The organism is Vibrio sp. 10N.222.55.C6 (assembly GCF_041473395.1).
Lineage (GTDB): Bacteria > Pseudomonadota > Gammaproteobacteria > Enterobacterales > Vibrionaceae > Vibrio > Vibrio crassostreae_C.
On the sequence record NZ_JBFRSD010000004.1, the window covers coordinates 220941 to 233070 of the forward strand.

The following is a 12130-nucleotide window of genomic DNA, read 5'->3' on the forward strand; positions in this document are numbered from 1 at the left end:
AGCGAGTAGCGAGTAGCGAGTAAATTTTGAAGGGTTGGCGTTTAACGTCAATCCTTTTTTATTGCCTATAACACGGCGCTAGTAGAGATTCCCTACTCCTTCCTTCGTCAGTCTAGGGAATGACGGTTAAATATGAGTTTAGGTTTTGTCCGTAATCCTCAAGAGCAAGAGATGAGCGAGCTGGGGATCTCCTACCTACGATACGCTAAGTAGCAGGCACAAAAAAGCGGAGCCAAATGGCTCCGCTTTTATCGATAGAATGCAAAAAGAATTACTTCTTAGTAAGCTTCTCTTTAATACGAGCTGACTTACCAGAACGCTCACGTAGGTAGTACAACTTGGCACGACGTACTGCACCACGGCGTTTAACTTCGATGCTATCAACCATTGGAGAGTGAGTTTGGAACGCACGCTCTACGCCTTCACCGTTCGAGATCTTACGAACTGTAAATGCAGAGTGTAGACCACGGTTACGAATAGCGATTACAACGCCTTCGAAAGCCTGTAGACGCTCACGGTCACCTTCTTTTACCTTAACCTGAACTACAACAGTGTCACCTGGTGCGAATTTAGGAAGGTCTGATTTTAGTTGCTCTTCTTCAAGAGCCTTGATGATGTTGCTCATTTGTATAAATTCCTAGAATAAACTGATACTAAATTTAATAGGTTACTGCTTGCTTTTCGTTAAGAGCGATGCTCTTTAATGAATTCAGCCAGTAATTGTTCCTGTTCGTCAGTCAGAGCTAGGTTTTCCAGGAGTTCTGGTCTTCTTAGCCAAGTTCGGCCCAGCGATTGTTTCAACCGCCAGCGACGAATGTCCTTATGGTTTCCAGACTTGAGTACCGATGGCACATCTTTATCGTCTAGCACCTCAGGGCGCGTATAATGGGGACAATCTAGCAAACCATTTGCAAAAGAATCTTCTTCTGCTGAAGCGAAATCTCCAAGTACACCCGGAACAAACCGAGATACTGAATCAATCAGCGTCATGGCTGGCAGTTCGCCACCCGTCATCACAAAATCTCCAATCGACCATTCTTCGTCAACTTCAGATTCAATGATGCGCTCATCTACCCCTTCATAGCGACCACAAATAAGAAGTAAATTCTCGTTTGTTGCCAGCTCTTCAACACCTTTCTGGTCGAGTTTACGACCTTGAGGTGAAAGATAGATGACTTTCGTCTTTCCCGGTGCTGCTTGCTTGGCAGTTTTGATAGCGTCGCGCAAAGGCTGAACCATCATTAACATGCCAGGACCACCACCGTAAGGTCTGTCATCAACAGTGCGATGTTTATCATGAGTGAAATCACGAGGATTCCATGTCTCAATAGATAAAAGACCTTTTTTAACCGCTTGACCTGTTACTCCAAAATCAGTAACAGAACGGAACATTTCAGGAAAAAGGCTAATAATGCCAACCCACATGTGTTCTCTCGCTCTGTAATTTGGAGTTAGAATCCAGGATCCCAGTCAACTTCGATCCGGCGAGCTTCGCGATCAACTTTCTTGATCACTTGCTCTTCAAGGTACGGTACTAACCGTTCCTTTTGGCCAAAAGCATCTTTAAGATTTGCTTTGATTACTAGAACATCGTTCGAGCCAGTTTCTAATAGGTCAGTGACCTCACCAAGGTCGTAACCTTTAGTGGTAAAAACTTGCATACCGAACAATTCGCGCCAGTAGAATTCATCTTCTGACAATTCAGGTAACGAAGCAGGGTCAATAGCAATTTCAAAGTTAGTCATCAGTTGCGCGTCTTCACGAACATCTAATCCCGCTAGCTTACATACATAACCTTGGCCATGACGTTTCCAGCTCTCAACTTTGTACTCAACCCACTTACCCTTTAGGTTTAAATACCAAGGGCTGTAATCAAATATGCTTTCAGCATTGTCTGTGTAGGAGAACACTTTGAGCCAGCCACGAATACCATAGGTAGACCCAAGTTTACCCATGACAATTCTATTATTTTGCTCGCTCATAGTTTCTTTACCCTTCATCGACATAAGCTATTTCTCTTTAAAAAAGAATTAAGCCGCTTTTTGAGCGTCTTTAACTAGCTTAGCTACACGATCAGATAGAGATGCGCCTTGACCAACCCAGTGGTTAACACGATCTAGGTCTAGACGTAGACCTTCTTCTTGACCTTGAGCAGTAGGGTTAAAGAAACCTACTTTCTCGATGAAACGGCCAGTTGCAGCGTTACGGCTATCCGCAACTACGATTTGATAAAATGGGCGCTTCTTTGCACCGTGACGTGCCAAACGAATGGTTACCATGTCGTCCTCTTTGCTTTCTTAATAAAATAATTAACCCCAAGTATAAGTAAATAGCTTGGGGTCTCGTGCCAAATTAAAGCCCCGGAATTTTACTCTTATTCCGGTGCAATGCAAGGGCTTTAGCTATTTTTTCACCAACATAGCTGCCGTACACTTTCTGTGACACGGCTAACACTATGAAAAGTAACGTAGCTAAAGCTTACATTTGTAGATTATCGACCAAACGGGTTAAAGCCACCACCCATTCCGCCCATACCTCCACCGCCGCCCATCATGCCTTGCATGTTGCGCATCATGCCTTTCATGCCACCTTTCTGCATCTTCTTCATCATCTTCTGCATTTGGGTGAACTGCTTAAGCATACGGTTTACATCTTGTACCTGTGTACCAGAACCAGCGGCAATACGCTTTTTGCGAGAGCCTTTGATTAGGTCAGGGCGTTGACGCTCTTTCATGGTCATAGAGTTGATGATCGCTTCCATTTGCTTGAACATCTTGTCATCAACTTTATCTTTAACGTTATCTGGTAGCTGAGACATGCCTGGAAGCTTATCCATCATGCCCATCATGCCGCCCATGTTTTGCATCTGACCTAGTTGTTCACGGAAGTCTTCAAGGTCAAAGCCTTTCTTCTCTTTGAACTTCTTAGCCAGTTTCTCTGCTTTCTCGGTATCAACGTTTTTCTGTAGGTCTTCAATAAGAGACAGTACGTCGCCCATACCTAAGATACGAGAAGCAACACGATCTGGGTGGAACGGTTCTAGTGCGTCAGTCTTTTCACCAACACCCAAGAATTTAATCGGCTTGCCTGTGATATGACGAACAGACAGAGCAGCACCACCACGCGCATCACCATCAACTTTCGTCAAGATAACACCGGTTAGTGGTAGCGCATCACCAAAGGCTTTTGCAGTGTTCGCAGCATCTTGACCTGTCATTGCATCAACAACGAACAGTGTCTCTACTGGTTTAATTGCAGTATGAAGCTCTTTGATCTCGCCCATCATCTCTTCATCGATAGCCAAACGACCCGCAGTATCGACAAGTAGCACGTCGTAGAATTTCTTCTTCGCGTAGTCGATTGCAGCGTTTGCAATATCAAGAGGTTTTTGATCAGCTGAAGATGGGAAGAAGTCTACGCCAACATCGCTTGCTAACGTTTCAAGCTGTTTGATTGCCGCTGGACGGTAAACGTCGGCAGACACAACCAAGACTTTCTTCTTGTCACGCTCAGTTAGAAGCTTAGATAGCTTACCTACCGATGTGGTTTTACCCGCACCTTGTAGACCCGCCATTAAGATAACGGCTGGCGGCTGCGCTGCTAGGTTAAGAGCCTCGTTAGACTCACCCATCACCGCTTCAAGTTCAGCTTGAACGATCTTAATGAATTCTTGACCAGGCGTTAGAGATTTAGAAACCTCAACACCCACAGCGCCTTCTTTTACGCGCTTAACAAAATCGCGGACAACGGGCAGTGCAACGTCGGCTTCAAGTAGCGCCATACGTACTTCACGCAGCGTCTCTTTAATATTGTCTTCGGTCAGACGACCTTTACCGCTGATGTTCTTCAGCGTTTTGGATAGACGATCCGTTAAATTATCAAACATAGTTTTCTCTTCGCTCAAAACTGCGACTATTACTGTGAGTATACATTAGCGCGGATTAGAGTCATACCCGTTGTAGAGCGTTAATCATCCGTGCTTGTGATGTGAGACATTATTCACTTGGAATTGAATGAGGTTCGCCATAGCCCCAAAGAGCGATGCGAGGTATAATTCGCCAATTAGTAATCATTAAAATGGATACCATGGACAGTCTTATTGCGATCGCAGCAGCCTTTCTTTATACAATGGCGATTTCCACGATCATTCCAGGTCTCGTGCACCAAACAGGAATCCGTGTAAAAACGGTGTTTATCAGCGCATTACTTGCTCTAGCTTTCCATGCTTGGTTGCTTGACGATTTGATTTTTAATGCCAGTGGCCAAAACCTCAGTATCTTGAACGTTGCTTCATTAATCAGTTTAATCATATCTGTGGTAATGAGCGGTGCAATGCTCAAAACCCGTCTGTGGTTTATCTTACCCGTCGTCTATAGCTTCGCTGCGCTGAACTTGATGGCTGCCACTTTTCTTCCAAGCACCTTCATCAAACATCTAGAGAATGACCCAAAACTGCTCGTGCACATCTCTTTGGCTCTATTCTCATACGCAACGTTAACTATCGGTGCGCTATACGCCCTGCAACTTGCGTGGCTAGATCACAAACTTAAAAAGAAAAAAGCCTTAGTGATAAACCCTAACCTACCTCCTTTAATGATGGTGGAAAGACAGCTTTTCAAGATCATTTTGATTGGTAATGGCTTATTAACAGGTACCTTGTTAACGGGTCTCATCTTCGTGCAAGATATGTTTGCTCAAGGAAAGGCACACAAGGCTGTGTTGTCTTTTATCGCTTGGGTTATCTACTCCATCCTTCTGTGGGGTCACTATCAGAAAGGTTGGCGTGGACAGAAAGTCACTTGGTTCGCACTGGCCGGCGCCAGCATGCTCACATTAGCCTACTTCGGTAGCCGCTTCGTCCAGGAAATCATCCTGAACTAGTCTGTAAAATAAAGGCAAGGTCTCACATACCTTGCCTTTAAAATATTGAGTGCAATACATTCAATTGACATCTCGACCATGTTCGGTCATAAATTAATCAAGATACACAAATAGGAAAAGAATAGTTTTGGACGACATATCAACGGGTATCTTATTTGCGCTACTCGCGTGTCTCATTGTAATTTCTGGTTATTTCTCTGGTTCCGAAACGGGCATGATGTCCCTGAACCGCTACCGTTTAAAGCACTTGGCCAATACGGGTCATAAAGGTGCCAAACGTGTAGAAAAACTTCTGAACCGCCCAGACAGATTGATTGGCCTCATCCTCATCGGCAACAATCTCGTCAACATTCTTGCATCTGCGATCGCTACTATTCTTGGTATGCGCATCTACGGGGATATCGGTGTGGCTATCGCTACTGGTACCCTGACTCTCGTGATCCTAGTATTCGCCGAGGTAACCCCAAAGACCATCGCTTCTCTATTTCCTGAACGTGTCTCTTACGCGAGTAGTATCCTTTTGATGATACTGATGAAGGTGCTATCACCATTGGTGATCTTAGTGAACTTCATTACCAACGGCTTCATTCGTATCTTAGGCGTTAAAGCCAGCCATGATGCAACCGACCACTTGAGCTCCGAAGAGCTTAGAACCGTGGTAAATGAAGCCGGTAGCTTAATCCCTCAACGTCACCAAGATATGTTGGTGTCTATTCTGGATTTAGAGCACGTCACCGTGAACGACATCATGGTGCCGCGTAATGAGATTACTGGTATCGACATCAATGACGACTGGAAATCGATCGTTCGTCAACTTACCCACTCGCCTCATGGTCGCGTAGTGCTGTACCGTGACCAAATAGATGAAGTGGTCGGCATGCTTAGGCTGCGTGAAGCTTACCGTCTGATGCTTGAAAAGAACGAATTCAATAAAGAAACCCTGTTGCGTGCCGCGGATGAGATCTACTTTATTCCTGAAGCGACACCACTCAATATTCAACTGCTTAAGTTTCAACGCAATAAGCAGCGCATCGGTTTGATTGTTGATGAGTATGGCGACATCAATGGTTTGGTTACATTAGAAGATATTCTAGAAGAGATCGTAGGTGAGTTTACCACCTCAATCACCCCAAGCTTATCTGAAGAGATTACTCCGCAAAGCGATGGCAGCTTCTTGATTGAAGGCAGTGCCAATATCCGAGATATCAACAAAGGCTTACAGTGGGCACTGCCTACCGATGGCCCAAGAACGCTGAATGGTTTGATACTGGAACATCTTGAAGATATTCCTGAGAGTCACCTGAGTGTTCAGGTTGCCAGCCACCCAATGGAAATTGTTGAGCTTGAAGAGAACCGCATCAAACTGGTTCGCGTGTTCCCACAGATCGTGAACGGCTAACTGAGTTATCACTGAATCTCTGTCTCGCCCTAAAATACGTTGACGAAAAAGGCCCGGTTCATTGAACCGGGCCTTTTAGTATCTAACTCGCCCTATCTAGGGTAGCTATCAATGACTAGTCGATCTTAAGCTCTTGCAGCATAGACTCTGGCAGTGCCAGTTCATCATTCTTGTTTACAGAGATGCCTGCAGCGATGATCGCATTCGCGATCTCTTTCGCTTCATCCAAAGAGTGCATTGCCGCGGTACCACATTGGTATTCGTTCAGCTCAGGGATCTTATTCTGGTTCTCAACTTTCAGTACGTCTTGCATCGCTGCCAACCAACCGTCAGCCACTTGTTGTTCTGTAGGCGTACCAATCAGGCTCATGTAGAAACCAGTGCGACAGCCCATCGGTGAGATATCGATGATCTCTACATCTGAACCGTTCAATTGATTACGCATGAAACCAGCATATAGGTGCTCTAGAGTATGGATACCTTTCTCAGATAGGATGTCTTTGTTTGGCGCAGTAAAACGCAGGTCAAACACAGTGATGGTATCCCCTTTTGGGGTTTGCATTGTTTTAGCAACACGAACGGCAGGTGCGTTCATGCGTGTGTGATCAACAGTGAAACTATCTAATAAAGGCATTGCTCTTCTCCATGACGGCTGGCTTTAGAAAAACCAGCTTCGATTGTCTTCTAGTTCTTTGCGGCACTGTTTCAGCTGCCATCCATAATCTTTTGCTTGCTGTTCGACTTTGCGCGCCACCTTAATTAGCGATGGCTTGCTGTTGTATGACTTACGCTTATAACCACCACGGCCTTCATGATAAGCCAGGTATTGGTTATATGGGTCCCATAGTGAGATGCCCAATTGACGACGCGTCTCGCTGGTATACCAACCGATGAACATCAATGCATCATCAAAGTTGGTTCTTGAACCACCGTTATTGGTCGCCTTTTGGAAGTCTTCCCAAGCAGGATCTTGAGCTTGTGCATAACCGTAGGCACTGCTTACACGCCCCCACGGTATAAAGCCAAGAATGTAATCTTTAGGTGGGCGCGCATCATGACGATAGCTACTCTCTTGTTTCACAAAAGCCATCGCAACGTTAATCGGCGTTCCCCATTCTTCTTGCATATCCAAGGCATCTTCATACCATGAAGGGTGCTCTCGAAAGATGCTACACAAATTATCTTGCTGCTTTGGCGGTGGCGTTGCACATCCAACCAACAGGCTAGAGACAACACCAACAGTCACTACAGGTAACCATTTACTACTCACTCGAGTAGGCTGACCTAATAAGGCTTGCTTCCTTTCCACCAAAGTCTCGCTATGCTTTTAAATACGAAAAATAATCCGCTAAGAAGCTATCAAAATCTTGAGTGCTTGCTTCTTCACTTTGTTGCTGAGCAATCACAGAACGTTGAACTTCTGCTTCCATCAACTCAGCTGAATATACTTTGTATTGATGAGCTTTGTGTTGCTGAGCGTACGTTTTACCTAACGCGCAACCCACTTTACCTAAGCCGCCCAATTTTTTGGTCTCTTCTAGCAACTGGCCAGAAATAGTTAGCTCAGGGTTATCAATCCAAGCCTCAAGCGTATCGCATGTTTCTTGGTATGCACGACCGCCTTGTTCTGCGTCCATCATTTCGGCAATAGAGCGTAGATCTTTGAAGACACGCTTCGCCCAATCTTGCAGAGACAATCGCTCACCATGACAACCGATTTGCAGCTCTAGACCAACCTGACGACCTTGTAGGATCACCTTGTTCCAGTTATCGCGCCAGCATTCAAGCTCGCAGTTATCCATCTCAGCAGAGTCCGTTAGCACACTCCACGTTAGGAATAAGTCTAGGAAGCGAACCTGCTGCTCATTGATACCAATTGAGCTGAATGGGTTTACATCTAAAGAACGAACCTCAATGTACTCAACACCACCGCGTGCCAATGCTTCAGATGGTTTCTCACCACTCTTCGCCACACGCTTAGGGCGGATTGGAGCGTAAAGCTCATTTTCAATTTGCAGTACGTTGCTATTCAACTGACGGTATTCACCATCAACCTTAGTGCCAATCTCGGCAAATTCTTCTGATGGTGTGCGAATCGCTTGATTCAAACCTTCAAGGTATTGGTCTAGGCTGTTGAAACCAATCTTCAACACACTTTGCGCACTGTTCGTGTAGCCAAGGTCGCTCAGGCGCAGTGCCGTTGCTTTTGGCAGATACAGTGTCTCGCCAATCTTTTCAAAAGGCAGGTTTGTCTCTCTTCCTTTGATGAAAGAAGAACATAGCGCAGGTGAAGCACCGAAGAAGTATGGGATTAACCAACCAAAGCGGTAGTAGTTACGAATCAAACCAAAGTAAGCATCTGACTTAGATTCACAACGCGCTTCTTCAGTTTGCTCTCCAAACAGGCTATCCCAAAAGCTTTCTGGGAAAGAGAAGTTGAAGTGAACACCAGAGATAATCTGCATCAGGCTACCGTAACGACGTTTTAGGCCTTCACGATATAGGGTCTTCATCTTACCGTTATTCGAGGTGCCGTATTGCGCTAGCTGAATGTAATCTTCACTGCCAACGTAACAAGGCATAGAAAGCGGCCATAGTTTTTCGCCGTCTAACTTGGTTTGCGTGAAGTGGTGGATATCAGACAACTGATTCAAAAGCGTCGGAACGTCGTTAGAAACAGGCGTGATAAATTCCAGTAGCGACTCAGAGAAATCGGTCGTTACCCATTCGTTCATCAACGCAGATCCCAAAGCCTCAGGGTGCGGCCCAGTAGCAAGGTGCCCATCTTCCGTGTAGCGTAATGTTTCCCTTTCAACACCACGACCAAATTGAGAGAAGGTCTTAGGGTTGGTTGCAACTTGCTTTAGTCGCGCAGCAAAATCAGTCAAAATTCAGTTCACTTATCTTATATTGTTCTGATTAGAACTATCATAAATTAGGTTGGAGGAGAAAAGTAGAGTCTCTTCCCTCCCCCTTTAATGTGTACTCTAACGAATGATTTCAAGCTCTTCTATTGGAATATCTAACTTTTCTAATTGCGGGCGAAGCGAAGTCGCGTCACCAACAACGATTATTTGATAATCATTCGGGTCAAACCATTTCTTAGATAGCTCGTTTAAGCTCTCTTTTGAAACCGTTTCAACTATCTGATTACGCTGTTGTAGGTAATCTTCATCAAGGCTCAATGCAACAATATTACTCAACAACCCCGCCTTTTGACTTGGCGTTTCGTATTTAAGTGCATCTTGTTGACCGACGGCAAGGCGCATAAATTTCACCTCTTCGTCAGTTAATCCACTTTGGCTAAACTCATTCAGCTCATTAATAAACTCTTGAATCGATGGAACCGTCGCATTCGCCCTTACCTGCGCGCTAAATACCACTGCGCCAGTTTCACGAGTACTTGCGAAGTAACCGCTTGCACCGTAAGTGTAGGCTTTGTCTTCACGTAGGTTCTGGTTGATACGGCTATTGAAGTTGCCCGCTAAGTTAAAGTTAGCTAACTGGCTCAAATACAATTCACCCGTTGCATCAAACGGCAGGCCTTTACGAACCAAGCGAACAATGCTTTGCGGCGCACCCGGTTTATCGACTAAGTACAGGTGCTGACCAGAAAGCTCTTTGACGATCTGTGGACGCGTTAATGGTGCCGCATCGCCTTGCCACTCTTCAAAGAATTGTAGCTGTTTCCCTACCTCTTTCTTCGAGATGTCTCCCACAACAACAATATTGGCACCTTCTGGTGTGTAATGTTGCGCATAGAATTTTTTCACATCGTCTAAGGTCAATTTCGATAGAGATTCCTTAGTACCATCACTTGCACGAGCAAAAACAGTGTCACCAAACAGCACTTCACGGGTTGCTTGAGAAGCCATCCAACTTGGCTGCTGATGCTGATACACAACGCCTTCTAGCATCTGTTTCTTAACGCGCTCAAAATCTTGCTCATCGAACTTAGGCTCGAATAGAACCTCTTGCACAATCGCTAAGGTTTGAGGCAAGTTTTTCTCTAGCGCCGAGACTGAAATATCTGTGGTGTAGCTGCCCGCACTAATGCTCACACTGCTACCAAGTTTATCTAAGGTCGCTTGTAACTCTTCAACGGTCCGTTTGGTTGAACCTTCTTCCATCATCGAAGCCGTTAGGTTCGCTAGGCCTTCTTGTCCTTTGCGAACATAACGTTCGCCTGCAGGCAATTGAATTTGCAGCTGTACTGTCGGCGTTTCACTGGTCACGGTACCAATTAAGTCAGTGCCATTTGCAAAGTGCATGCGGTACAACTCAGGCATGGTCGCCTCAACACCAAAGTTCACTTCTGGCATCACACTGCGATCAAAGGTATCCGGTGCCTTTCTGAAATCCAGTTGATCTTCCGTCACCTTGCTGTATTCCGGCAACGTACGTGGTGGCGTGGTAAAGGTCGCTTCACGAACCGCCAAATCGAGCTTTTTCTTAGGAACCACACTCAAGGTAACCTTGTGCTTACCTTCGATGAAATCTTGGTATGCCTTGCTCACGCTCTCAGGCGTCACCGCTCGGATTTGATCGAGTTGTGATTCAATGCGATCAGGCTGACCATAGAAGGTTTGGTTCGACGCGAGTTGCGACACCTTACCTTTAACGCTTTGCAATGCAAAAACAGCATTCGCTTCGGCCATGCCAGTGATCTGGTCTAAACGCTCTTGCTCAACGCCCTCTTTCGAGAATTGCTCCAGGGTATCCATCAGCTCTTTATTGAGAACCGTCAAATCGCCTTTTTCACCTGAGTTGCCCATTGCATACACGTACATGGTACACGCCAACTCAGCACAATCATGGAAAGAGCCAGCGCTGACGGCCTTCTGCGTTTTTACGAGGTTTTGATATAGGTAACTGTTGGTACCTGAACCTAACACGTTAGACAATGCATTCAGTGAAGCTTGCGTCTCTTCACCGCGATACGTTGTTGGCCACCCCACCAGCACCATCGGCTGACGAATATTGTCTTCTAAGGTGATGTATTTATCTTCTGTTAGAACAGCAGGTTGCTTCTCTGCCGCCTTCACTTCAGGGCCTTGAGGAATTGAACCAAAGTACTTGTTAACCCATTCTAGCGTGTCATCAACGTCGATATCACCACCAATCGTTAACACGGCATTGTTTGGGCCGTACCAACGCAGGAAGAACGCTTTAAGATCATTCACGTCAACACGGTCAAGATCTTCAACATAGCCGATTGGTTGCCAAGAGTAAGGGTGACCTTCAGGGTAAAGCGCTTCGCCCATGCGTTCCCACATCAAGCCGTAAGGACGATTTTCGTAGCTCTGCGCTCGCTCGTTCTTGACCGTGCCTCTTTGAACCTCAAATTTCTTCTGAGAAACAGCATCCAACAAGAAGCCCATTCGGTCTGATTCTAACCACAACATTTTCTCAAGTTGGTTAGAAGGAACAGTTTCAAAATAGTTGGTGCGGTCACGGTTGGTCGTGCCGTTTAACGAGCCACCCGCTTCGGTAATGATCTTAAAGTGCTGTTGGTCACCAACGTTCTCTGAACCCTGGAACATCATGTGCTCAAAGAAGTGAGCAAATCCCGACTTGCCTATCTCTTCACGTGCTGAACCGACGTGATAAGTTACATCAACATGCACCAACGGATCGGAATCATCAGGGGAAAGAATAACTGTCAGACCGTTTTCAAGCTGATACTTGGTGTAAGGAATCACTACTTTATCTTTAGAGGGCTTAACCTCTTCTAACAGAGTGACACCTTCAGGTAACGAGGAAAAGAAGGGCGTTGAGCTAGGTACATTGTAAGAACAGCCAGCAATGGCGATAAGAGAAAATGTACCAAGTAAAACCTTTTTCATAGGT

General features: G+C 45.5%; 11 protein-coding genes. 2 read left to right on the forward strand and 9 right to left on the reverse strand.

Translation table 11 applies throughout. The annotated features are described in order from the left end of the window. Positions 1-271 precede the first annotated feature (271 nt). The 5 genes from rplS to ffh form a co-directional block, all read right to left on the reverse strand. Positions 272-625, reverse strand: coding sequence for a 50S ribosomal protein L19 (rplS, locus tag AB4486_RS05150; RefSeq protein ID WP_004735514.1), 354 nt, complete (start codon positions 623-625; stop codon positions 272-274). Positions 626-684: 59 nt separating this feature from the next. After that, complete coding sequence (gene trmD, locus AB4486_RS05155; RefSeq protein ID WP_372116627.1) at positions 685-1425, reverse strand: tRNA (guanosine(37)-N1)-methyltransferase TrmD; 741 nt, start codon at positions 1423-1425, stop codon at positions 685-687. A gap of 26 nt (positions 1426-1451) precedes the next feature. Further along, complete coding sequence (gene rimM, locus AB4486_RS05160; RefSeq protein WP_017063236.1) at positions 1452-2006, reverse strand: ribosome maturation factor RimM; 555 nt, start codon at positions 2004-2006, stop codon at positions 1452-1454. A 24-nt stretch (positions 2007-2030) separates the two neighbouring features. Then, a complete protein-coding gene (gene rpsP / locus AB4486_RS05165) occupies positions 2031-2279 on the reverse strand; it encodes a 30S ribosomal protein S16 (RefSeq protein ID WP_004410028.1) in 249 nt (82 codons plus the stop codon). Between the two features lie 212 nt (positions 2280-2491). Further along, positions 2492-3886 (reverse strand): signal recognition particle protein, encoded by a 1395-nt coding sequence (gene ffh, locus AB4486_RS05170; protein ID WP_102428512.1) that lies wholly within the window; start codon positions 3884-3886, stop codon positions 2492-2494. Positions 3887-4086: 200 nt separating this feature from the next. Between ffh and AB4486_RS05175 the strand changes: the two genes are divergently transcribed. Beyond that, entirely contained in the window at positions 4087-4881 is a 795-nt protein-coding gene (locus tag AB4486_RS05175) for an inner membrane protein YpjD (RefSeq protein ID WP_102331964.1), read from the forward strand. 127 nt (positions 4882-5008) lie between these two features. Further along, complete coding sequence (locus AB4486_RS05180) at positions 5009-6280, forward strand: HlyC/CorC family transporter (RefSeq protein ID WP_017063233.1); 1272 nt, start codon at positions 5009-5011, stop codon at positions 6278-6280. Positions 6281-6395: 115 nt separating this feature from the next. Here the strand turns inward: AB4486_RS05180 and luxS are convergent, their stop codons facing one another. The 4 genes from luxS to AB4486_RS05200 form a co-directional block, all read right to left on the reverse strand. Continuing rightward, a complete protein-coding gene (luxS, locus tag AB4486_RS05185) occupies positions 6396-6914 on the reverse strand; it encodes an S-ribosylhomocysteine lyase (protein ID WP_017056597.1) in 519 nt (172 codons plus the stop codon). 24 nt (positions 6915-6938) lie between these two features. Further along, positions 6939-7589 carry a hypothetical protein gene (locus AB4486_RS05190; protein WP_017629422.1) on the reverse strand — a complete coding sequence of 217 codons (651 nt, stop codon included), beginning with the start codon at positions 7587-7589 and terminating at the stop codon, positions 6939-6941. Positions 7590-7599: 10 nt separating this feature from the next. After that, positions 7600-9168 carry a glutamate--cysteine ligase gene (gshA, locus tag AB4486_RS05195; protein WP_017063229.1) on the reverse strand — a complete coding sequence of 523 codons (1569 nt, stop codon included), beginning with the start codon at positions 9166-9168 and terminating at the stop codon, positions 7600-7602. Positions 9169-9267: 99 nt separating this feature from the next. Beyond that, the gene (locus AB4486_RS05200; protein WP_372116629.1) at positions 9268-12126 is read right to left on the reverse strand and encodes a M16 family metallopeptidase; all 2859 of its coding nucleotides are present in this window, start codon (positions 12124-12126) and stop codon (positions 9268-9270) included. Between the last annotated feature and the right edge of the window lie 4 nt (positions 12127-12130).